General features: G+C 37.0%; 26 protein-coding genes. 10 read left to right on the top strand and 16 right to left on the bottom strand.

Going from position 1 to position 23813, the window contains the following annotated elements:
* Nucleotides 1–32: 32 nt before the first annotated feature.
* The 9 genes from DDF69_RS09665 to DDF69_RS09625 all read left to right on the top strand — a co-directional run bounded on the left by DDF69_RS09665 (nt 33) and on the right by DDF69_RS09625 (nt 9482).
* On the top strand, nt 33–2138 hold the full coding sequence (locus DDF69_RS09665; protein ID WP_114820606.1) for a TonB-dependent receptor plug domain-containing protein: 2106 nt from the start codon (nt 33–35) through the stop codon (nt 2136–2138).
* 16 nt (nt 2139–2154) lie between these two features.
* Nucleotides 2155–3270 (top strand): HmuY family protein, encoded by a 1116-nt coding sequence (locus DDF69_RS09660; protein ID WP_228411956.1) that lies wholly within the window; start codon nt 2155–2157, stop codon nt 3268–3270.
* Between the two features lie 21 nt (nt 3271–3291).
* Nucleotides 3292–4170: a hemin ABC transporter substrate-binding protein gene (locus DDF69_RS09655; protein WP_114820604.1), complete on the top strand. Its 879-nt coding sequence runs from the start codon at nt 3292–3294 to the stop codon at nt 4168–4170.
* Entirely contained in the window at nt 4154–5194 is a 1041-nt protein-coding gene (locus DDF69_RS09650; RefSeq protein WP_114820603.1) for a FecCD family ABC transporter permease, read from the top strand. The genes DDF69_RS09655 and DDF69_RS09650 overlap by 17 nt, the downstream gene beginning before the upstream one ends.
* Nucleotides 5194–5967, top strand: a complete 774-nt coding sequence (locus tag DDF69_RS09645) for a heme ABC transporter ATP-binding protein (RefSeq protein WP_114820602.1) — start codon at nt 5194–5196, stop codon at nt 5965–5967. The genes DDF69_RS09650 and DDF69_RS09645 overlap by 1 nt, the downstream gene beginning before the upstream one ends.
* Before the next feature lie 2 nt (nt 5968–5969).
* Nucleotides 5970–6620, top strand: coding sequence for a class I SAM-dependent methyltransferase (locus tag DDF69_RS09640; protein ID WP_114820601.1), 651 nt, complete (start codon nt 5970–5972; stop codon nt 6618–6620).
* Between the two features lie 4 nt (nt 6621–6624).
* Nucleotides 6625–7653, top strand: coding sequence for a hemin-degrading factor (locus DDF69_RS09635; protein ID WP_114820600.1), 1029 nt, complete (start codon nt 6625–6627; stop codon nt 7651–7653).
* Between the two features lie 118 nt (nt 7654–7771).
* On the top strand, nt 7772–8644 hold the full coding sequence (locus DDF69_RS09630) for a ChaN family lipoprotein (protein ID WP_114820599.1): 873 nt from the start codon (nt 7772–7774) through the stop codon (nt 8642–8644).
* A 202-nt stretch (nt 8645–8846) separates the two neighbouring features.
* Nucleotides 8847–9482, top strand: a complete 636-nt coding sequence (locus tag DDF69_RS09625) for a peptide deformylase (RefSeq protein ID WP_114820598.1) — start codon at nt 8847–8849, stop codon at nt 9480–9482.
* Nucleotides 9483–9677: 195 nt separating this feature from the next.
* Here the strand turns inward: DDF69_RS09625 and DDF69_RS09620 are convergent, their stop codons facing one another.
* The 3 genes from DDF69_RS09620 to DDF69_RS09610 are packed head-to-tail and all read right to left on the bottom strand — an operon-like array spanning nt 9678 to nt 11203.
* Nucleotides 9678–10103 carry an organic hydroperoxide resistance protein gene (locus DDF69_RS09620; protein WP_114820597.1) on the bottom strand — a complete coding sequence of 142 codons (426 nt, stop codon included), beginning with the start codon at nt 10101–10103 and terminating at the stop codon, nt 9678–9680.
* Nucleotides 10104–10538, bottom strand: a complete 435-nt coding sequence (locus DDF69_RS09615) for a MarR family winged helix-turn-helix transcriptional regulator (RefSeq protein WP_114820596.1) — start codon at nt 10536–10538, stop codon at nt 10104–10106.
* A gap of 32 nt (nt 10539–10570) precedes the next feature.
* Nucleotides 10571–11203, bottom strand: a complete 633-nt coding sequence (locus tag DDF69_RS09610; RefSeq protein ID WP_114820595.1) for an NAD(P)H-dependent oxidoreductase — start codon at nt 11201–11203, stop codon at nt 10571–10573.
* Nucleotides 11204–11480: 277 nt separating this feature from the next.
* On the opposite strand from DDF69_RS09610, the gene DDF69_RS09605 reads away from it, so the two are divergent.
* The gene (locus DDF69_RS09605; RefSeq protein ID WP_114820594.1) at nt 11481–12233 is read left to right on the top strand and encodes an SDR family oxidoreductase; all 753 of its coding nucleotides are present in this window, start codon (nt 11481–11483) and stop codon (nt 12231–12233) included.
* A 6-nt stretch (nt 12234–12239) separates the two neighbouring features.
* Here DDF69_RS09605 and DDF69_RS09600 read toward each other — a convergent pair whose 3' ends face one another.
* From DDF69_RS09600 to DDF69_RS09540, 13 genes are all read right to left on the bottom strand, one after another.
* A complete protein-coding gene (locus tag DDF69_RS09600; protein ID WP_162800894.1) occupies nt 12240–12515 on the bottom strand; it encodes a hypothetical protein in 276 nt (91 codons plus the stop codon).
* Between the two features lie 107 nt (nt 12516–12622).
* On the bottom strand, nt 12623–13582 hold the full coding sequence (locus DDF69_RS09595) for a protein-glutamine glutaminase (RefSeq protein WP_114820592.1): 960 nt from the start codon (nt 13580–13582) through the stop codon (nt 12623–12625).
* 365 nt (nt 13583–13947) lie between these two features.
* Nucleotides 13948–14676, bottom strand: a complete 729-nt coding sequence (lipB, locus tag DDF69_RS09590; RefSeq protein WP_034696030.1) for a lipoyl(octanoyl) transferase LipB — start codon at nt 14674–14676, stop codon at nt 13948–13950.
* Between the two features lie 31 nt (nt 14677–14707).
* Nucleotides 14708–15466, bottom strand: coding sequence for a tryptophan synthase subunit alpha (trpA, locus tag DDF69_RS09585; protein WP_228411959.1), 759 nt, complete (start codon nt 15464–15466; stop codon nt 14708–14710).
* Between the two features lie 62 nt (nt 15467–15528).
* Nucleotides 15529–16713: a tryptophan synthase subunit beta gene (gene trpB / locus DDF69_RS09580; protein ID WP_114820590.1), complete on the bottom strand. Its 1185-nt coding sequence runs from the start codon at nt 16711–16713 to the stop codon at nt 15529–15531.
* 4 nt (nt 16714–16717) lie between these two features.
* Nucleotides 16718–17263 carry a GNAT family N-acetyltransferase gene (locus DDF69_RS09575; protein WP_114820589.1) on the bottom strand — a complete coding sequence of 182 codons (546 nt, stop codon included), beginning with the start codon at nt 17261–17263 and terminating at the stop codon, nt 16718–16720.
* Nucleotides 17260–17769, bottom strand: a complete 510-nt coding sequence (locus DDF69_RS09570; RefSeq protein ID WP_114820588.1) for a hypothetical protein — start codon at nt 17767–17769, stop codon at nt 17260–17262. The genes DDF69_RS09575 and DDF69_RS09570 overlap by 4 nt, the downstream gene beginning before the upstream one ends.
* A 19-nt stretch (nt 17770–17788) precedes the next feature.
* Nucleotides 17789–18487 carry a phosphoribosylanthranilate isomerase gene (locus DDF69_RS09565; protein WP_114820587.1) on the bottom strand — a complete coding sequence of 233 codons (699 nt, stop codon included), beginning with the start codon at nt 18485–18487 and terminating at the stop codon, nt 17789–17791.
* Between the two features lie 18 nt (nt 18488–18505).
* Nucleotides 18506–19279 carry an indole-3-glycerol phosphate synthase TrpC gene (gene trpC / locus DDF69_RS09560; protein ID WP_114820586.1) on the bottom strand — a complete coding sequence of 258 codons (774 nt, stop codon included), beginning with the start codon at nt 19277–19279 and terminating at the stop codon, nt 18506–18508.
* A gap of 193 nt (nt 19280–19472) precedes the next feature.
* A complete protein-coding gene (trpD, locus tag DDF69_RS09555) occupies nt 19473–20459 on the bottom strand; it encodes an anthranilate phosphoribosyltransferase (protein WP_114820669.1) in 987 nt (328 codons plus the stop codon).
* 41 nt (nt 20460–20500) lie between these two features.
* Entirely contained in the window at nt 20501–21103 is a 603-nt protein-coding gene (locus DDF69_RS09550; protein ID WP_114820585.1) for an anthranilate synthase component II, read from the bottom strand.
* A gap of 57 nt (nt 21104–21160) precedes the next feature.
* Nucleotides 21161–22585 (bottom strand): anthranilate synthase component I family protein, encoded by a 1425-nt coding sequence (locus DDF69_RS09545; protein WP_114820584.1) that lies wholly within the window; start codon nt 22583–22585, stop codon nt 21161–21163.
* A gap of 246 nt (nt 22586–22831) precedes the next feature.
* On the bottom strand, nt 22832–23476 hold the full coding sequence (locus DDF69_RS09540) for a hypothetical protein (RefSeq protein ID WP_114820583.1): 645 nt from the start codon (nt 23474–23476) through the stop codon (nt 22832–22834).
* Between the last annotated feature and the right edge of the window lie 337 nt (nt 23477–23813).

Genomic DNA, 23813 nt, shown 5'->3' with positions numbered 1-23813 from the left:
AAGTTTTATATTTGCTGAAAATTTGTACCCTTATGAAGAAGAAAGTGCTTTCCGTTCTATCATTATCCGTGGCCTTATGGATCAATGCACAAGAAAAGGATTCTCTTAATCAAAAGAAAATTGAAGAAGTTGTTATTACAGGACAGTACATGCAACAGTCTATTAACAAATCTATCTATAAGGTTGATGTTATTGATGCAGAACAGATTAAAAATATGGCAGCAACGAATGTTGCCGAGGTTTTAAATCAAAGTCTGAATATACAGATCACTCCGGATACGCGTTCAGGAAATTCTACCGCCAACATCATGGGACTTAACGGAGACTATGTGAAAATCCTTATAGACAATATACCGGTAGTAGGGGATACAGGACTGGGAAGTAATATTGACCTTACCAAAATTACACTAAGCAATATCGAAAGAATAGAAATTGTAAAAGGAAGTATGGGGGTTGAATATGGAAATGGTGCCGTTGCCGGTGTCATCAACATTATTACAAAGAAAACAAGCACAAAAAAAGTAAGTGTAAGAGGTTCATTACAGGAAGAGACCGTAAGGGACAACTACGATCTTAAGAAGAGGGGGAACGGCAGACATATCCAGAATCTTAATGTAGATTATAATATCAACAGTCAATGGTTTGCAAGCATCAATTTCAATCATAACCAGTTTATGGGATATGAGGGAGAAAGCAAAGGTTACAAATATTTCGGACAGGATAACCAAAGAGGGTATGAATGGAACCCGAAAGATCAGTATGATGCTTCTGCTCTATTAAGGTATACCAAAAATAAAACGACATTCTTTTACAAGTTATCTTATCTTGACGAAAAATTCAATTTTTATAATCCGGAGGTGAACAGAAATCCTCTTAATGATGGTTTGGGTGGGGTTGCCTACGAAAGCAGAGACAGAAGATACAATACAGACCGATGGATTCACCAGTTCAATATTCAAACCAATCTGGGACACATCCGATACATGGGAGACTTCTCGTACCAGAATCAGGATAGAAAATATTACGACTACAATTACGATATTCCAAACAGGCAAATCAAAAGCCGTCAGGAAGAAAAGTCTTACTATAAGACAGACGTCATCTATTCAAGAGGGATGTTCAGCAACTTCCTCGACAGCAAGGTTTTTGATTTTCAGTTAGGATATGAATTAGACTATACCAATGGCTATGCTGCTTTAATTGCCGGAGATTTCTTCGGTGAAGCGGTAAAAAGAAAGATCTTCACCTATTCCAATTTCCTTTCTGCAGAATGGAATGTGTCAGACAAATTCTCTTTAAGACCGGGAGTAAGACTTTCCCTTAGCGAAAACTTTAATAATCAGTATAACTATTCTTTATCAGCAAGATATAAAACCTCTGAGAATTCAAACCTTAGAGCAGTGGTAGGATCGGCTAACCGCTTCCCAAAATATGATGAGTTGTACACCTATTTTGTGAATCTTAACCATGATGTACAGGGAAATCCGGACTTGAATCCTGAAAAGGGATTCTCTGCAGGACTTTTCTGGAATCAGAACTTTTCAGCAGATAATGGCTGGAAGATCGCTTATGGAGTAGACGCATTGTACCTTGATGTACGTGACAGAATTGAAATGGTGATGATTAAAGAGCCGTCCACCTACAAATATATGAACCTTAATACCTATAAAAATCTACTATTCTCCGCTAATGTAGATTTCAGAAAAGATCAGTTTGCCCTGTCTTTAAGAGGATCAGTAAACGGAACATCAGTATCGATGATTGATTTAAAATCCTCTTCCCCTACAGATTTCCAGTATCTGTTGCAGGCAGGGGCTTCAGCAACCTACAAACTGAAAAGTACCGATACCAATTTTGCTCTTTATTATAAGTTCACAGGTCCGGACAGAATTTATGTATCCGATGGAGCTAGTGACTTCCGCCTTGGAAAAATAGATAGTTTCCATATGATGGATTTTATTGTAAGCCAGCCTTTCTGGAATAAGCACTTTGAAATTTCAGCCGGGGTGAAAAATATATTCGATGTCACAAGATTAAACTCTACTGCAGTGGCAGGTTCAGCCCATACCGCTGCGAACGGGTTTGTTAATTTATATTATGGCAGAAGCTATTTTGCCCGATTAATGTTTCAATTTTAAATAATACGTTACGATTATGAAGTATCTAAAAATAGTATCTCTTCTTTCTATCATGGCCGCCACACAGTCATGTCTTTCTGCAGACGAAGATCCGGTTCCGGTTCCTCCTATGACAGGATCTGAAGTAAGTGTGCAAGTTGGCGGTCCTACAGAACCTAATCAGGTTTGGATCGATTTAAGTGACTATACCAATCCGGCGGTCAACAGCAGAACAGACTGGGACCTTGGTTTTTACAGTGGCGATGCCTACAGAGTGATTATGAACGGGTCTCTTGCGATGACGGTAATCAAAATACCCAACGCTTCAGACATCAGTAAAGTAAAGGAAACTGATATTTCAAGTTTAAAAGATATTGCCCAGGTAGGAACATTTGATGCTGCTAACATGAAGTATGTTGACAATCCGAACGGAGACTTCTTAAATCAGACTTCAGGAATTGATGCCATCCACGAAAATGATGCTGATAACCCAGTGTATCTGATCAATCTGGGAAGAGAAATACCTTCTTCTGCCAATATCGGAGCTGGTTCCGTTTCATTGTCCGGTGATCCGAGAGGATGGAAAAAAATTCAGATTCTGAGAGCGCAGAATGGCTATAAAATCCGTTATGCCGATGTGAATGCAACAGGAACAGATATCAAAGAATATCTTATTACCAAAGATACAGAATACAACTTCTCATTCTTTAACCTGAAAACAGGAACTCCGGTAAAAATTCAGCCTAAGAAGAAAAAATGGGACATGGTGTTTACGACATTTACCAATGAAGTATTCATGGGGCCTACAACAAGTGCCGGAAGTTATTTTTATGCTGATTTTGTAGCAACCAATACCCTGAATGGAGTAGGAGCTTATCAGGTAACGGTTACAGGAAGTCTTGATGCTGCTTACAATGCTTTTAAACTGAAAGATGTAGAGCCTGCAAAATTTGTTTTCAATGACCAGAGAGCGATTGGTGATAAATGGAGAACTACTACCGGTACCGCCTCCAATCCTGTTCCTTTTGTATATGCAGACCGTTTCTTTGTATTGAAAGATGCTGAAGGTTTTTATTTCAAGCTGAGATTCAATACCATGAAAAATACAAAAGGTGAAAGAGGATACACCAATTTTGAATTCGAACCTTTATAAATAATCAAATAATAGTATATCATGAAAAAATTCATCCTTGCAGCTTCTGTACTTGTAGCAGTATATTCTTGCAAAAAAGCAGAATCAGGAGCAAAAGAAAATACTACAGAAGCTAGTTCTGAAGCACCAAAAACCAACAATAAAATAGTAACATTAAACGGAGGGATTACTGAAATCGTTGCTGCTTTAGGCCACGAAAAAGAAATCGTTGCAACAGATGTTACCAGTACTTATCCTGCCTCTTTAAAAGCTACCGCTAAAGATTTAGGACACATGAGATCAATGACAATTGAGCCGATCATGGCTGTAAACCCTACTTTGATTCTGGCTTCTGATAAAGACATCAACCCGGAACTAATGGGGAAAATTAAATCTTCAGGCATTAAAGCGGAAGTTTTCAAACAGGAATATACGGTTGAAGGAACTAAAAAACTGATCGAGCAGGTAGCAAAAGCGATCGGAAATACAGATTATCAGACATTAAATGATAAAATTGATGCTGACCTTAAACAGGTACAGCCTATCGCTAAAAAACCGAAAGTATTGTTCATCTACGCCAGAGGAAATATGCTGATGGTGAGTGGTAAAAATACCCCAATGGCGTCATTGATTACCCTCGCTGGAGGAGAAAATGCAGTCACTGATTTTGAAGATTTCAAACCATTGACTCCGGAAGCGGTTGTAAAAGCTAATCCTGATGTATTGTTCTTCTTCGAAACTGGTTTACAGGGAGCAGGAGGAAACGAAGGAGCGCTAAAAATGCCGGGAGTATCTCAGACCAATGCAGGTAAAAACAAGAAAATCATTGCAATGGACGGAGGTTTAGTATCAGGTTTTGGACCAAGAGTAGGAGAAGCAGCAGTAGGATTAAACAAACTTTTAATTGAAAGCACAAAGTAAACTATACTTTTATCTTATTATCAGTGCGGTACTGCTTGTCATTATAGCAGTACTGTCACTTAATATAGGAGTTTATGATTTCGGAGAAAACTCTCCGTTCAGGGCACTGTGGCAATTTATAAAAGGAGATTCCGGTTTGTCACTCAGTGATAAATATGTGATTTGGGACGTAAGAGCAGCCAGAATTATCATGGCCATTTTAATAGGAAGTATGTTGTCGGTTTCAGGAACGAGTCTTCAGGGGCTTTTCAAGAATCCTCTGGCAACGGGAGATTTAATAGGACTTACATCCGGAGCAACGTTGCTGGCAGCTATTGCGATTGTTTTAGGAGGACATTTTAAAGAATATCTTCCTGAAGCTGTACAATTTTCACTGGTAGGAATAGCAGCTTTTATCGGTTCTTTTTTATCAATGATGCTGGTGTACAGGATTTCAACAAGCGGAGGAAAAACAAATGTAGTGATGATGCTGCTTACCGGAGTTGCGATAACGGCTATCGGGTTTTCGATAACCGGGTTTTTGATCTATATCTCAAAAGATGAGCAGCTGAGAGATCTTACTTTCTGGAATTTGGGAAGTCTGGCAGCCGCTACATGGACGAAGAATATCATTCTGGCTATTGTTGCAATGATTGCTTACATTATTTTACTTCCAAAAGGAAAAGCATTGAATGCAATGATGCTGGGAGAGAAAGATGCACAACATCTGGGAATCAATGTGGAAAGACTGAAAAAGCAGATCATTATCATCGTGGCTTTAATGGTGGGTAGTTGCGTGGCATTCTCCGGAACCATTGGCTTTGTAGGTCTTATTGTCCCTTATATTTTAAGATTGTTATTCAAATCCAATTATACCTTTATTTTGCCACTATCGGCGATGTGCGGAAGCATTTTGTTATTGACAGCAGATACCTTCAGCAGAAGTATTGTAGCACCATCAGAGCTACCGATCGGAATTTTAACAGCCTTAATGGGAGGACCTATTTTTATCGCTATTTTGGTTAAATTTAAAAAATCACTGTAATGATCAAGGCACACCAGATTAATTATAAACATAAAGAATTCCGGATTCTGGACGGGGTAGATGTCTCTCTGGAATACGGTGAATTCTTGGCCATTGTAGGACCCAACGGTGCAGGGAAGTCTAGCCTTCTGAGCGTGTTGGCAGATGAAGTGAAATCCGGACATAACAAAGTTTTGTTTAAAGATAAACCTATTAAAGAATGGAATATCAAAGAACTTTCAAAACACAAAGCCAAGTTCTCACAGCACAACAGCAACGATATTCCGCTTGAGGTAAAAGATGTGATCATGATGGGACGGTATCCCTATTTCGATGCCCAGCCCGGAAAAGAAGATCTTGAAGCCATGAATAATATGATGTACGAAACCGATATTTTTCATCTGAAAGAAAGAGAATACAACACCCTTTCAGGAGGAGAAAAGCAGCGTGTACATCTATCAAGAGTGATGGCACAGCTTGAAAACGAGATCACCCACAAACTGGTTTTTCTGGACGAACCATTGAACAATTTAGATATAAAACATCAGTACAAAGCATTGGAAATTATCAAAAATTTTACTAAAAAAGCCAACAGTGCTATTGTCGTTTTGCATGATCTGAACCTTGCTGCACAGTTTGCAGATAAGATTTTATTAATGAAATCAGGACAGGTTTCCGCCTATGGAACTCCAGAGGAAGTTTTTACTGAAGAAAATATCAGCAATGCCTATAACTTCCCCTGTACCATCTGCGGACACCCTATTACGAATAACCCAATGATCATTTTTGGATAACCATGGAAAAAGACGAACTCAAAATCCTCGCACAGAATCTTGCCAATCCTCAGGGGGAGAAAGGCATCGAGATTGGTGAAATGATGAATGCTACCAACATCAGCATGACGTTGGAAAGTATCAAAACATTGGTGATAGACGATGAGCAGCAGATTCTTGAAATAGGACACGGAAACGCTGCCCATCTGAAAAGCTTAATGAGTCTTGCCAAAAACCTCAGATATACAGGAATTGATATTTCTGAGACCATGCACAATGAAGCCAAAAGGCTCAATAAAGAATTTGAAAGCGAAGCAGATTTTGTTCTGTATGAAGGCAAAAGGCTTCCTTTTCGGGATCGATCTTTTGATAAAATATTTACTGTAAACACAGTCTATTTCTGGGAAAATCCGGTTGAATTTTTAAATGAAATCTACAGAGTTTTAAAAGATGACGGAACATTTGTTCTTACGTTCGGACAAAGAGAATTCATGGAAAAACTGCCGTTTACGGAATATGATTTCACCTTGTACAGCAACAGTGAAATGGAAGAGCTGGTCTCCAAAAGCCAATTTAAAAGAATGAAAACTTCTGAAAGAGAAGAAGAAATAAAAAGTAAAACAGGAAACGAAACCATACGAAGAATTTATACAATTTTAACCATAAAAAAGTAAAGTAATGAGCACATTAGTTAATGATTTAAAGGAAAAATGGGAAGCTCTGAAAGCAGAAAATCCACATATCAGAATAAGAAATGCTGCAGCACAGCTGGAAGTAAGTGAGGCAGAATTATTGGCAACAAGCATTGGAGAAGGCGTTACGGTCCTGAATCCGGATTTCCAGGGAATCCTTACAGAAGCTGGGCAATTAGGAAAAGTAATGGCGCTTACCCGTAATGATGAATGTGTTCATGAAAGAAAAGGAACTTACCTGAACGGAGATTTCAGCAGCCCTCATGCACAGCTTTTTGTGGGTGAAGATATCGATCTCAGAATTTTCCTTAACCACTGGAAATTTGCTTTTGCCGTATTGGAAGGAGAGAAGAAAAGCCTTCAGTTTTTCGGAAAAGATGGTCTGGCACTTCACAAGATTTATTTAACGAAAGACAGTAATGAAGCTGCTTTCGATGCGATCGTAGAAAAATTCAGAGCAGAAGATCAGAATCAGGTACTTGTTTTTGAAGCAGTAGCTCCAAAACAGGCTGAAAAAGCAGATTCAGACATTGATGTGGAAGGATTCAAAAAAGCATGGACAGAACTGAAAGATACTCATGATTTCTTCATGATGACCAGAAAATATGGAGTAAGCAGAACACAAGCATTAAGATTGGCTCCGGAAGGATTTGCCAAGAAAATTGATAATGCTAAAGTAGTGAACATCCTTGAAGATGCTTCTGAAAAAAATACACCGATCATGGTTTTCGTTGGAAACAGAGGAATTATACAGATCCACACAGGAAATGTGAAGAAAACACTTTGGCACCAGCAATGGTTCAACGTAATGGATCCTGACTTCAACCTGCACCTTGACGTAACGAAAATTGCTGAAGCATGGATCGTGAAAAAACCAACTGAAGACGGAGAAGTAACGGCTATCGAAGTATTCAATAAAGAGGGCGACTTCATCGTTCAGTTCTTCGGAAAAAGAAAACCTGGAATTCCTGAGCTTCAGGAGTGGAAGGACCTTGTAGCCGCATTAGAGAAATAATAATTAGATGATTTGAATGAGACCGTTTTGTTTGTAAAATTCAAAGCGGTCTTTTTTATTGCATGCGGCCTATGGGTGACGAAATATTTGTGTAATTTGTGATTAAATATAAAATAAAATGAAACATATTTTCATAGCGATATTGCTTACCGGATTCTTTTCGTTGAAAGCACAGGATTTAAAAGCGTATCAGTTTTATGATAAAAAAGGAAAAGAAGTGAAGACAGAAAAGCTGGTAAAAGAACTGGCAGATTATGATGTGGTCTTTTTTGGTGAAAATCATAACAGTTCTATCAATCACTGGCTTCAGCTTAAAATTACAGAAGCGCTGTTTGCTAAAAAGAACGGACAGCTGATCTTAGGAGCAGAAATGTTTGAGAGAGACAATCAGGCTCAGCTGGATCAATATTTAAACGGAAAGTTTGATGCTAAGACTTTGAAGGATTCTGCCCGTTTATGGAACAATTATGCAACTGATTACAAGCCTTTGGTTGATTTTGCGAAAGATAAAAAGCTGAATTTTGTGGCTACCAATATCCCAAGAAGATATGCCTCTCAAACCGCAAAAGAAGGTCTTGAATCCTTGAATAAATTAAGCGAAAAAGAGAAAACCTATATCGCCCAGTTGCCGATTAAAGTGACTTTAGACACTCCCGGATATCCGGAAATGAAAAAGATGATGGGAGATCATGCAGAAGGAACCAAAGTGATGAATTTTATTTCAGCTCAGGCTACAAAAGATGCTACAATGGCTGAATCTATCCTGAAAAGCTACCAGGCGGGAAAAACCTTCATTCACTATAATGGAAACTACCACAGTAAAGAATTCGGTGGAATTTATTGGTATATCAAACAGAAAAATCCTAATCTGAAAATGGCCGTAATTTCTGTTTTTGAATCAGACGATCCTGAACTAAAAGTTCCAGTTAAAGATTATATTCCGACAGACTTCAATTTGATTATTCCGGGAGATATGACGAAGACTTTTTAATAAGAAGCCCGCAGATGATGCGGATTGAGCAGATCTTATTATAAATTAAATAATTTGAATTGCATTCATTCAATAGGAACGGGCTTTAGCCCGTTCTTTTTTTATATCAAAATTCCATTGGCTTTAGCCAAAACTTAAAATTCATCGGCAAATAAATCATTTTTATGTCACAATATTTACCTTTGTATCACATTCAAAACATATGAAGAAATTACCCATTCTGCTGATCTTTTTTATCGGACTGTTCAATGCACAAAAACTGACTTCCAATGAACTTTCCATCATCAATCAGGGAGATGTAAACAAGGCGTTACCAATTTATCAGACGACGGATAATAATCAGCATCAAACATTGCTGAACATTTCTTCAGAAGCAGATCCTCTTGATCCTAATACAGCTGTTCTGGTAAAAAGGATGAAAGAATCTCTTCTATCTACGGATGGCGGAGTAGGTATTGCAGCCCCTCAGGTGGGAATCAACAGAAAGATCATCTGGGTACAGCGTTTTGATAAAGAAGGAACTCCGTTGGAATATTTTATTAATCCGGTGATAGTTTGGCGATCTGATCTTCAGAACCTCGGTCCTGAAGGCGATTTATCTATTCCTGACTTCAGAGATCAGTTCTACAGAAGCAAAGTTATCCAACTGGAATATGTGGATTTGAAAGGACAGAAATATTCAGAAATTGTAGAAGGTTTTACAGCAGTAATTTTCCAGCATGAAATCGACCATCTTTTCGGAATTCTGATTTCCGATAAAAAGGAAAAAGAAAAAAACGATTCTTATAAAAAGGTAGATGCCTATCAGAAAAGTGATGTAAATAAAGACAGGAGGTAATTATAAATGATGAATGATGAATGATGAATGATGAATGATGAATGATGAATGATGAATGAAATTCTTAAGCATTATATACAAAAAAATATTCTCAATCATCTGTGCCCATCTGCGAAATCCGTGGGAAAATTAAAAAAAGGAGCTGTTTCCATGGAAACAGCTCCTTTCGTTATAACTATGCTTAAAAAAATTGGATTAATCGTTGTTGGTTACTGAAAGTTTCACCTCCATATTATTTCTGGTAGCATTAGAGTAAGGACAGATCTGGTGTGCCTTTTCTGTCAAAGCTTGTGCTTCCTCAAGAGAAACTCCGGGGATGTTCACATCCAGTTCTGCTGCCAGTCCGAAGCCACCATTCTCAAGTTGGCCTATGCTTACCTGAGCAGTTACTGTAGTTTCTCCGGTTTTTATTTTAGAAAGACTGATCACTCTGTTCAGAGCGCTGTCGAAACAGGCAGAATATCCTGCTGCAAAAAGCATTTCAGGATTGGCAAAATCATCATTGGCTCCTCCTAAACCTTTCGGCATTCTTACCTCAAGTTCCAATACTCCGTTTTCACTTTTCACATGGCCGTTTCTGCCTCCTTGAGCAGTAACCTGAGTGGTATATAAAGTTTTCATTTATTTTTCTATTTTGTTTAATATTTTTAAGACTGTGTCTTTAAGGTGCAGCAGCTCTTCCGGTTGTATTCCCAGTTTTTCCTGGATTTTTCCCGGAATTTCACAAGCCTTCTGCTGAAGCTGTTTTCCAGCTTCGTCTAAAAATACTTCAACCACTCTTTCGTCCTCTTTTTTTCTCTTTCTGATAATAAATCCTTTAGACTCCAGTCTCTTAAGAAGAGGCGTTAAAGTTCCACTGTCCAGAAACAGTTTTTCTCCGATATGCGTTACCGTAAGTCCGTCACCATCCCATAATATCATCATCACAAGATACTGCGGATACGTAATGCCCAGCTCATCAAGAAAAGGACGGTAAAGCCCTGTAATCTCTTTGGCAATGACATATAATGGGAAGCAAATCTGGTTTTCCAGTTTGGGTGTTTTCGGATTTTCCATAATTTTTGAGTACGAAAGATTCGATGAAGGTATTACTTTTTTATGATAAATTCATCCATTGGAATTCTGACTTTTTTCATAGAAGAAAGCCAGTCATTAGCTTCGTCGCGGTATCCAAGGTATAAAAGGCTTACACTTTTTAATCCTAATTCTTTTAATCCCAGTACTTCATCCACTACAGCATTGCTGAAACCTTCAGCCGGTGTACTGTCGATTTTAAGTTCCGCAGCCTGTGCAAGAGCAATTCCTAAGGCAATATAAGTCTGACGAGCAGTGTGGGCAAAATGCTCTTCAGCAGTCTGTGCTCCATACATTTCCTTAATTTTATCGGTGTAGCTTCCGAAACGTCCTCTCGGAAGGTCTCTTACATCGGTATGATAATCGTAAACTTTGTCAATTTTTTCATTAGAATAGCTGTCCCATGCTGCAAAGACCAAAACGTGAGAAGAATCTCTCATGACTTCAGGGTTTAAAGCGCCTGCTACCATTTTTTCTTTCAGTTCCTGATTTTCTACTACAATAATTCTGAACGGTTGTAGTCCGGATGAAGTAGGAGCCAGTCTTGCTGATTCTAAAATAGTAGTAAGGTCTTCCTGTGAAACTTTTTTGGTAGGATCATAAGCTTTTACAGCGTGTCTCCAGTTTAGATTTTCTATTAATGACATTTTTATTTTGTTTTTAAATTAAACTACTTTGTGTTTATCACTTCTGTTTTTATGTTGAAGTAAATGAACAGTACAAATGTACACTCAATTTAATTGTGTACAATTTAATTTTGAAAGATTTTATTGATGGCAATTATTGATAAACTTTAAAAAGGTAAATAAATGAAGATGACCAATGAGAAATTTTTAGTTTCAGTTTTAATCATTTCAGCATGATTCGGATTTTTTCAAAGCCTTTGAATTCCAATCTTTGCCTTAGAATTTTAAACTAAAAACAATGCAGAGATTTAAAAACAAAACGGCCTTAATTACAGGAGGAACCAATGGAATGGGTTTGGCAACCGCTCAGAAATTTATAGAAGAAGGAGGGAAAGTCATTATTACAGGCAGAAGTGAAGAAACTGTGAATAATGCTTTGGAAAAGCTTGGAGAAAGTGCCTTCGGAATCATATCCAACGCAGGAAATATAAAAGATCTGATGATTCTTCAGCAGGAAGTCAGAAAGTATACAGAACATATTGATCTGGTCTTTGCCAATGCGGGTTACGGAAGATTTGCTCCCGTAGAATACGTAGACGAAAATCAGTTTGATGAACTCTTTGATATGCTGGTAAAAGGACCGTTTTTTACGGTACAGCAGATATTACCATTGATGAAAAGCGGAAGTTCTGTTATTTTCAATACTTCGGTGGCGACAGAGATTGCGATGCCTAATTTTTCGGTGTATTCTGCAGCAAAATCTGCAGTGCAGTCAATGATCAAAACTTTTGCCGTAGAGCTTACAGAACGTGGAATCCGTGTGAATGGAGTAAGTCCCGGACATATTAAAACCAATATTTTTAATAATACAGGATTAACGGGAGAGCAGATTGAAAGTGCTATAGATGATATTATCCCTACAATTCCTTTTAAAAGGCAGGGTGAACCGTCAGAAATTGCCAATGTAGTTCTGTTTCTGGCTTCAGAAGAAGCTTCCTATATCCATGGGGCAGAAGTGAAAGTGGATGCCGGAATTTCTGTGATCAGATAATCCGGATTATTTGACCTCTTTAATTTCTTTGATGATATTGGTTTTATTTTCAATACCGATATTATAGGTCTTACCTTTTTTAAAGCTTTGGGTTGCTTTTTCCATAAGGCTTTTGTATTCCGGTGATTTTTTTGAAAGATAAAAAACCTGAGCGCTGATTCCAATAGCGACACGTACCACTTCATTCGGTTGATCGGGATCTTCCATGATGTTGGAAATCGTGGCATTATTGTACCATGTTAAGTTCTGTGAACTGGAATTTCCGGAACAGGATGTAATCATAATAAAAAGTAATAGTAAATAGGACCAGGCTTTCATAATAAAAAAAAGATTAAGTAAAAAGCTCCTGCAATATATCAAAATATGGGCAGGAGCTCTATATAAATTAGTTAAAATCCACAACTTGCTACACTAGGTGCAGGGGAAGGAGAACATCCTGAAAGGGATGAGAATATGTTTAATACACAGTTGGTATTTACATAATTGTTATCATATAATAAAGATCCTGATGGACTTCTGTAGTATACGTTTCCTGCTGTATTGGCATAAGAAGAAACAGAAGCAGATCCACAGCTTGTATTGGTACATGCAGCTCTCCATGCAGCGTCAGTTACAGGTCCGCTGGAGAATAATGATGGGTCAATGATTCTTTTTTCAACAATTCCTGAAGCATTTTTGAAGCTTACCAAAATGGCTACGTGATATACCCATGAAACGCAGCAGGTTCCTGTAGAAGCTCTTAGGTTACCATAAACGAATTGCTTTTCACAATCGTAACCTGCATTTAAAAGGATTTGTCTCATTTTGTGAGCTCTTGCATAACAGCCATCCACAGGATATCTGAAGGTGATACATGGTGAAGATGCGGTAGAAGTTCCGCAAGCCTGGTTTTTGATCTGTGTAAAAAGACTGTTTAATGTAGCAAGATTAGGAATAACACTTACTGCCTTGTTACTTTCCCCTCTTTCTTCTTTGTTGAATACTGATTTGAAATAACGGATGTCATCAGCTGTTGCTTTTTCTACTTTTGCAATTTCATTAGAATTAGCTTTCAGAAAAATCTGAACAGGCGTTTCATTTTCTACAGCTTCTTTGATCATGGAGATAAATCCCGCATTTTCTTTGGTATCCTTAATTTGATAGGGCTGTGCAGAAACCATAAATGAAACCTTAAATTTTCCATCCTCTTTTTCTATCCCTACCGGAACAGTTTTACCGAAGTCTTTCATGGCAATTTCATTAGACTCCTTGGCTACAAGATTAGGATCCTGGCTGGCACCTGAATCTGAGCAGGAATTAAAAGATAGTACCGACACGAATACCATCATGGATAACAGAAATTTTTTCATAGTTTTTATATTTTGTGGTTAATTTTCAGTGAACTTTATAATGGTGATAGTTCACTATTTTGTGATATTAAAAGTAATAAAATTTAAAATATGAGCAATATTTTTTTTAAAAAAAATAAATTATTCTGTTGTTTTATTGATTTAATAATAGGGAAAAAGGTAGAAAAATGATGATTTTTATAGGTAAATCCAAGGAAAATAGAAAATTTTTAAAATAGTAAAATCCGTTGTTTTTTACGATTTGAATTCCTACGGAATGATAAACGTTGTGGCTAGTCTAATTAAATAAAAATAACATTATCATAAAATTAAAAACCCAGTTTCAATAGTTGAAACCGGGCTTATTATATTGTAACTAAACTTGGCTATTTGTAAATCAATTCTGCCTGAAAAACATCAGCGAAATGTTTTCTGATCTTTGCTTTCAATTCTTCCATTTCTTCTGGTGTCAACTCTCTTTCAAGCTCTCTTTTCAAAGAAGTTACCTGCTTGTCTTTGATCCCACATGGAATAATGTATTCAAAATAACGCATATCCGTATTCACATTCAATGCAAAGCCGTGAAGAGTTACCCAACGGGAAGCTTTCACTCCCATCGCACACATTTTTCTGGCGTAAGGCTTTCCAACATCCAGCCAAACTCCGGTTTCTCCCGGCGAGCGTTCTCCTTTAATACCATATTCGGCAATGGTTCTGATGATCACTTCTTCCAGATTTCTCATATATAAATGAATATCTGTGAAAAAGTTTTCAAGATCCAGAATAGGATAACCTACAACTTGTCCATAACCGTGATAGGTAATATCTCCGCCACGGTTTACTTTCACGAAAGTAGCATCAATTTCTTTCAGCTTGTCAATACCGGCAAGCATATTTTCTTCATGCCCGCTTTTTCCTAAGGTATACACATGAGGATGTTCTACAAAAAGAAGGTGATTGGGAGTAGTGGTATGTTGTTCTGCAGGAAGATCTCTGTTTTTTATTTTGGTGTCAATGATGTTTTTCATCAGCTGTTCCTGATAATCCCAGGCAGGCTGATATTCTTTGACTCCTAAATCTTCAAATTCTACTGCTTTATTTTGATTTGTATTCATTTCAATTTTTGATATACAAATTTAGTGAATTTTACCCTTTTATGGAATGGATAAAATCTATAGCACTTTTCTTCCAGTCTCTATCCTGAAGTAAAATATTCACAAAGGCTGTCCCAATGATACCGCCATCTGCTTTTTCTGTTACATTTTCAAAATCTTCTTTAGACTTAATTCCGAATCCAATCATCACCGGATTTTTAAGCGGGAGGGAAGCTACCCTGGAAAGGTAGTTTTCATTTTTTACAACAGCATTTTCATTTCCGGTAGTAGAAGAGGAGCTCACTGCATACAGGAACCCTGAGCTTAAAGAATCCAGATAGATCATCCTTTCATCGGAAGTTTCCGGAGTTACCAGAAAAGTGAAATTAAGATGATATTGTTTTAAAATATGCTGATAGTTTTTCTCAAACTCAATAGGAGGAAGGTCTGGAAGAATCAATCCTGACACACCACTTTCCGCACATACTGCACAGAATTTCTCAAATCCGAAGCTCAAAACAGGATTAATGTAACCCATCAGAATAATCGGAATTCTGATTTCGTCTTTGATCGCTTTCAGCTGAGACAGCAATTTTTCAATGGTCATTCCGTTTTGTAAAGCCAGCTCGTGCGCTTTCTGAATCACAGGTCCGTCTGCTACAGGATCAGAATAAGGCATTCCGATTTCAATCATATCGGCTCCGGATTCCTGAATCAGTTGTATAATATCAGCGGTATCTTCCAACTGTGGAATTCCTGCTGTGAAGTATATATTTAGTTTTTTCATTTCTTTATTATAGAGGTTAGAAATTCGAGGTTAGAAGTTAGAAGGTGAATACTTTTTATTAGGTAATACTTACTAATTTCTAGTATCTAACTTCTAATTTCTTTAAGATAGGTGCCCATATCCTTATCTCCACGGCCACTCAGGCAGATAACGACAACATCATTTTCATTAAATTTTTTCTTATCTAAAACTGCCAGCGCATGAGAACTTTCCAGTGCGGGAATAATTCCTTCCAGTCTGGTGAGTTCAAAAGCACATTGTAAAGCTTCGTCATCATTAATACTAAAGAATTCTGCTCTTTTTTCTTTGAACAAATGCGCATGAAAAGGACCTATTCCAGGGTAATCCAATCCTGCAGAAATAGAGTGAGGCTCTATCACCTGTCCGTCTTCCGTCTGCATCACAAGGCTTTTGCTTCCGTGAAGTACCCCCAAAGTTCCTAAAAATGTAGTCGCAGCAGATTTTCCTGAATCTACACCCAATCCTCCGGCTTCAGCAGCAATGATTTTTACTTCTTTTTCTTCTACAAAATGATAGAAAGTTCCTGCAGCATTACTTCCTCCACCTACACAGGCAATCACATAATCCGGATTTTCCCTTCCGATTTTCTCTTTCAGCTGTTCTTTGATTTCTTTTGAAATAATACTCTGAAATCTTGCTACCAAATCAGGAAAAGGATGAGGTCCTACCACACTTCCAATCACGTAATGAGTCGTTACAGGATTGTTGATCCAGTCTCTTAATGCTTCATTCACTGCATCTTTAAGGGTTTTTGATCCTGAAGTAGCTGCTACCACTTCTGCACCAAGCATTTTCATTCTTGCTACATTCGGGGCTTGTCTCTGGATATCAATTTCTCCCATATAAACGATGCACTCAAGACCAAGTAAAGCACACGCTGTAGCGGTAGCAACACCATGTTGTCCTGCACCGGTTTCAGCAATAATTCTTGTTTTTCCAAGACGTTTTGCCAATAAGACCTGTCCCAGAGCATTATTAATCTTGTGAGCTCCGGTATGGTTGAGATCTTCCCGTTTCAAATAAATCTGTGTCTGGTATTTTTGACTTAAGTTTTTAGCAAAATAGAGTGGAGTAGCCCTTCCGACATAATTTTTCAGCAAATCCTGATATTCAGCCTGAAAATCTTCAGATTCTATGATTTCAAGATAGTTTTTTTGCAGTTCTTCTACATTAGGATAGAGCATTTCGGGGATGAAAGCACCTCCAAACTCTCCATAATATCCGTTCTCATCGGGGTTTTTATAATTCATTTTTTTATTCTTTAGTCATTAAATAAGCGTTGTTTTGTACACTCAGCTGGTTCAGCAGCTCTTTTCTTTCCTGTGAGGTATGAAAAATCAAAATATCATCATCTTCAGAATTCACCCACTCCGAGCCGATACTTTCTTTGATCATTTTGGCTTTGTCGTGGAGAATTTCTATATCACATTTTTCATAAAAGGAACGAAGATCAGCATGGCAGAAACCAATCGTTTCCAAATTTCTATGAATGACGTTTTCCTTGAAATTCTTTACCAATGCAGCACCGTAACCTTTCTTTTTATGAGCTGCTACAAGCCCTACAGCTTCTGCAAAATTATATGCTGTGTCTGCTATTTTTAAGGTAAAATCAAAATTCACCCTTATAACAGCCAGGATATTTTCATGGGCATCTACCAGAAAATGAAACTCTGAATCTTTGAAAAAAGTACGGAAATAGGTAGATTTCATTGTATTCCATGCAGAAATGTCCCAAAGTTCAAGAATATGTTTGATCTCGTCTTCCGTTAAATCTTTCGTTTCTTTTATCTTATATTTCATGGGTTTAAGCTATTAATAAATGTGAGATGGTAATCATTTTGCTGTTTGGTAATCAGTTTTTTATAATACAGCAATTCTATTTTGTGCATTACATCAATTAAGGTTGCTTTATCTATTTTCGACTGATACATGGTAATCGCAATTTCCAGATTGTCAATCAGATAATAAGGATCAGAGTCTTCGTAAAGTAGAAATATTTTAGCATAAATAAGTCCTAAGTCATACTTTACAAGCGATCTGACATGGTTTTCCAAAAATTTATCCGAAATAATCACCAGATAATAGCTGTTCCATAAGCTGATTCTTTCAAAAAAATACTGAATATCACTTTCTTCAAAATCTTTTATAATACTAATGAAATCAGACAATAATCCACCCACTTCCCAATGTTCTGTATTACTGTCGTTCTGAGCAACAAAGTGGTACAGGTTCTGAATTTTTTCATTCCCGAATTTAGGCGGAAATAATGTTTTATAAAATGTCTTTTTGAGCAAATGTATATTCATCCTTGTGTGTTTTTATGTGTTATTTATTTTGCTGATATAAAGTTTTAAACTTTTTTATGCTGTTAATATTTTTATTTCCGGGCTCTGTTTCAAATTTCGAATTGATATCCAAAGCAAAAGGCTGTTGTTTCAATGTATCCATATTCCCTAGATTTTCCTCAGAAATACCGCCGCTTAAAAAGTAGGGCAATGGAATTTGAAACTCATTCAGAATATTCCAGTCGAATTGTTTTCCAGTTCCACCAAAGGCTTTGCTGTCCGTATCGAATAGGTAGTAGTTGATAGGTTGCAGGTTGCAGGTTGCAGGTTGCAGATCAAGAATTTGTGTTATTTTGTTTTGATTTTCTGCCGTATTACTTCCTATTCTGATGACTTTAATGATTCCAACCTCAGGATTTAGTTTTTGTCTTAGTTCAGCAATGAAATCATTACTTTCATCACCATGAAGCTGTACAAAATTCAAATCTGCATGTTGAACGATCTTTACAATGATATCTGCTTCTTCATTGACAAAAACGCCCACTTTTCCCTGATGATCAATGGTTGAGATCTCTTCCAGACTCAGATGATTCAAAACATATCTCGGTGACTTTTCGTAGAAGATAAAACCAAGAAAATCTGTTTTCATAGCAATCAATTCCTGAATCTGATCCGGTTTTGTAAGACCGCAGACTTTCAGGCGAGGTGGCAGGTTTGAGGTGGTAGGTTGCAGTTTCATTGTTGATTATTATTGAGTTTAAATTTGAGAAGTGAATTCTTCAAAAGCTTTGGCAGGATCTGTATTTTTCATGAAATATTCACCCATCAGGAAACCGTCAAATCCTTTTTCTTTTAAAAACTGAAAATCTTCAAGGCTGTAAATACCACTTTCTGCAACAGATAAAACTTCTTTTGGAAGCTGATTTTTCAACTGAACAGAATGGTGAAGATCTACTTTAAAATCTTTAAGATTCCTGTTGTTAATCCCCACTAAGTCGATTTTTGAATTAAAGTGGTTCAGTTCATCTTCCGTATGAATTTCCAGTAAAACTTCCAGTTTCAGCTGGTGAGCTAATTCTGTGAATTCCTTTACCTGAGCTGGTGAAAGACATGAAGCAATCAGTAAAACAACATCAGCTCCAATACTTTTGGCTTCATAAAACTGATATTCATCAATCATAAAATCTTTTCGCAGAATCGGAATGGTAATCTCATTTCTTACATCCAGAATATCATTTAAATTTCCTCCGAAAAAATCATGATCAGTCAGGATAGAAATTCCGCTGGCTCCAAAATTTTCGTAAGCAGAAACTACCTCCAAAGGCTGTACACTATTGTTGATGATACCTTTTGAAGGAGATTGTCTTTTAAACTCAGCAATAATTCCGCTCCTATTTTTGATGGATTCTTTCAGAGAATAGGTTTTTCTTCCAAAAAAAGCGGTGTCTTTTAATCGGTCAGGGGAAATGCGTGATTTTGCTGCAGCAACTTCCTCTTTTTTTCGTTCAATAATTTTATCCAGTATAGTCATTTTTTTGTGTTTAAAATTTAATCAATGATTATTTTATTCGAACCTGTTTAAACTTTTTTCTTTTTGAACCATTAAGATTGTATTAAGGTGTTAAGATTATTAAGATGAACTTTACTTTAACTTAAAATCAGAATGATTTATCTTAATGATTCTTCATTACTTAAAATTCTTAAAGGTTAAAAAAATTGTAAGACTAATTAATTAAAAGATTAAAACTATTCAATGCTTTTCCGCTTTGAAGGCTTTCCTGAGCCATTAAAAGACAGTCATCATACGTCCCGAATTTATGAGTGTTGTGTAAGGCTACTGAAGCGTTGGCAAGGATTACAGAGTTCTGCTGCTCTGTACCGTTTCCTTCCAGAATATTCATAAATATTTTTGCCGTTTCCTGAATGGAACTTCCGGCTTTAATATCTTCCAGTGTTACCGGATTGAAACCTAAATCTTCTGCAGAATAGATTTCTTCTCCGTTTTTTGTAATGATTTTACTATCGTCAGTAAGACTTATTTCATCATATCCGTCAAGACCATGTACTAGAGTAAAATCACGTTCCTCTTTCTGAAGGAGATACTGATAAATTCTTGCAATTTCAAGATTATAAACTCCGATCATTGAATATTTGGGTTTTGCCGGATTTACCAATGGCCCCAAAAGATTGAAAAATGTCCTCAATCCCAAAGATTTTCTCAATAATCCGACTGATTGCAGAGCAGGATGAAAATAAGGAGCATGTAAAAAGCAGATATTGGCTCTTTCAAGATCTTCATTCAATTGCTCTGAGCTGTTTTTAAACTGATATCCCAGTTCTTCCAGCACATTCGATGATCCTGTGGTGGTTGAAGCTCCGTAATTTCCATGCTTTGTTACCTTTTGTCCGGCTCCGGCTACTACAAAGCTGGCCAGAGTGGAGATATTGATGGTGTCTTTTCCGTCTCCTCCGGTTCCAACAATGTCAATGGCATCACTGGCATCAATTTTTACAGGAACAGCCATCTGTAATAGTGCTTCTCTGAAGCCTTCCATTTCTTTCAATGTGATATTCCGCATCAGGAAAACACTTATGAAAGCAGTAACTTCTGCAGTGTTGAATTTATTCTGTGCAATCTCAATCATGGTAGCTTTTGCTTCTGATTTTGAAAGCGTATTATGGTTGAACAGGTATTGCAGTATTTCTTTCATTTGTGGTGTTTTTATGGTTGTTGAAGGGGTTTCTAAGGTTTTCATGACAACAGAAAGTTTTTAATGATTACTTCTCCTTCCGGTGTTAAAATGCTTTCAGGGTGAAACTGTACTCCGTGTACATCATAGGTTTTATGCTGCAAAGCCATGATCATTCCGTCTTTATCTACAGCTGTAATTTCCAGTTCTTCCGGGAATCCTTCCGGGTTGACTGCCCAGCTGTGGTATCTTCCTACTTCCAATCCTGATTGTAAATCTTTGAAAACTTTGGTGTTTTCTTTTACAATTTCAGTAGTGGTGGCTACTCCGTGAAAGATTTCAGAAAGGTTAATCAAACTTCCCCCAAAAGCTTCAGCGATAGCCTGCTGGCCCAGGCACACTCCAAGGATACTTTTTGTAGGAGCATATTCTTTAATGAGGTCTAATAAAATACCGGCTTCTTCAGGAATTCCAGGACCTGGAGAAAGGATGATTTTGTCATATTTTCCAATTTCTTTAAGAGTAATTTTATCATTTCTTACCACATCCACTCTTTGATTCAGAATTCTTTCGATAATCTGAACAAGGTTATAGGTAAAGCTGTCGTAGTTGTCGAAAACGAGAACTTTAAGCTGTGGTTGTTGAATGTTTATATTGTTGTTCATTGCTTTTTTGTTAAATTGTTGCTGGTTGTTTTTGTTGCTGTTTGTTGGTTGACGGATTTATTTTTCAACTATTTTTTCAGCTTTTTCTACGGCTTTTTTAAGAGCGTTCAGTTTGTTGTTGACTTCCTGTAGTTCGCTTTCAGGGACAGATTTTGCCACAAGGCCGGCACCAGCCTGATAAAATAATGTATTGTTTTTGCTTAAGAATGTTCTGATCATAATGGCCTGGTTGCAGGTTCCGTTCAATCCGATAATTCCGATACAGCCGCCATAATATCCACGGGAATCTTTTTCATATTGGTTGATCAGCTGAAGTGCTTTATGTTTGGGCGCACCGCTTAATGTTCCCTGAGGGAAAGTGGCGGAAACCATCTCCAGAGGATTGATATCATCTTCAACATCTGCCGTCACTTCACTTACCATATGAATAACGTGAGAGAAAAGCTGGATTTCTTTTAGTTTAGTAACCGTTACATTTTTCCCAAGCTTTCCAAGGTCATTTCTGGCGAGATCTACCAGCATGGTGTGTTCTGCATTTTCTTTGGGATCAGCTTTTAAAACTTCAATCGCCTCAAGATCCGCTTCAAAGTTTCCGGTTCTTTTTGAAGTTCCTGCAATCGGGTGAATGATCGCTTTATTATTTTTAATGATTAACTGGCTTTCAGGACTTGATCCGAATAATTTATAATTTCCGTAATCAAAATAGAACAGGTAAGGGGAAGGGTTGATATTTCTCAAAGCACGGTACACATTGAACTCATCTCCCTTGAATTTTTGTTCAAACCTTCTGCTTAAAACCAGTTGGAAAACATCACCACGCATACAGTGTTTCTGAGCTGTTTTTACAAGTTCAAGATAATCTTCATCGGTAATATTAGATGTTTCATCACTTGTTTTCTCAAAAGGATAAACCGGAGTATTCTGATTTTTAATAAGGTTTTCCAACAGATGAAGTTCAGATTTTACTCCATCGATAAAGTTTTCAATAATATGCATTTCATCATTGAAATGATTGATCGCAATTACATATTGGTATAATCTGTATCTCATCACAGGGATTTCTACTTCCTTGCTTTGTGCTTTAAGGCTGATGTTTTCAAAGAACTGTACCGCTTCAAAACTTGTATATCCAAAAAGACTCTGAGCTGTCTGTTCAATTGGATCATTGGTCTCTTTGCAGTTAAAAATTTTTCGGAACTCCTCAAATATATCTGTGATATTTCGCTCCATAATAAATTGTTTTACGGGAGCAGAAGCAGGAAGTTTGATTTCATATTCGTTGAGGTTTTTCACTTCAATTCCGGCGATGGCATTCACCGCAATGAAGGAAAAATTGTTATCGATACTTTTCGAGTCCGAGCTTTCCAGAAGAATGGTATCCCTGAATTTATCCCTGATCTTAAGATAAATATTCATGGGAGTATGAAGGTCTCCCAGTGTTTTTTTCGAAACAGTTTTTATTGTAATTGTGTTGGTCAACATCTTATTGTTTTTTGTGAGATTAAGGAATAAAAAAAGGCTTTAACGGTATCCGTCAAAGCCTATATATTGTTTTTTGATTATTTCTGCTGTAGTTAACAACATGACAATACCTCCAGACCCGACGAAGAGTTTGAAAGCCACCACCAAATATTGTTGTTCATTTTTAACATGGGACAAATGTAGAAATTTTTTTAATAAAAAAACTAAAAAATATCAGAAAATAAATAAACTTAATATAGAAATCCTTTATTTAAGCTGCTTAAGCTCCTGTTTTAATTCTTTGATTTTTTCTCTGTATGTTTTATCATCATCATATTCAACATAATTTTCCAGTGCAGAAATGTATTCTTCTATGAACTCCTTATTTGTTTTATCAACTTCATATTTGATTCTGGCAGAGTTAACAGGAGCCAGTTTGGAATACTTAAGATTAGCCTGCCCTTCATCAGACTGATAGTAAAGAATGACCATGTTTTTTTCATATCCCGGAATATATTTTACAGGGAAAGAAACTTCTGCTTGTGGAATCCTGATGGCATTTTCAATCGGATAAATCGCTGCGCTGGTCGTGGAGAAAAAGGTTGAAATATATTTTCCATCCTGCTTTTTCACAATAGCCTCATAGTCGTGGATGTACATATCATTGAGGGTAGAATTGGTTTCTATATCAGAGGTGATAATAGCAGTGCTCTCAACACCATATTTGTTTAAAAACCATGCATTTAAAAACTGTCCGCCAAAACCATTAACTATAGCCAGTGGAATAATTGGAATTAAAAACCATGCTTTTTTGGTCAGATAGGAGAGCAATCCAAAGAACGCAAACAACAGAACCACAGTATAAAAACCATGATGACTGGTGAAAAACAGAATTTTTGAAATTAAAACCATGGATTAAATATAACTATAATAATCTTTTATTTAAACGCTGAGATCGCAAAGATTTTATTAAAATAACTATAAAACGATCGCAACGGCGTTTCACTCAGCAAAATACACTGTCATTAGCTGAACGAAGTGCCCTTGCGAACAAAATATAGTATTATGATAATTACCTTGCGAACTAGCGTTTAAAACATTTATTGTACCGGTTCTGTATAAGAATAATCTAAACGCTGGGTTCGCAAAGATGCTATTAATTAACTATAAAAGGGTTGCAACGGCGTTTCACTCAGCAAAATACGCTGTCATTAGCTGAACGAAGTGCCCTTGCGAACAAAAATAGAGT

The organism is Chryseobacterium sp. KLBC 52, assembly GCF_003347605.1.
Taxonomy (GTDB): Bacteria; Bacteroidota; Bacteroidia; order Flavobacteriales; family Weeksellaceae; genus Chryseobacterium.
This window is presented reverse-complemented; position numbering and strand designations above follow the sequence as displayed.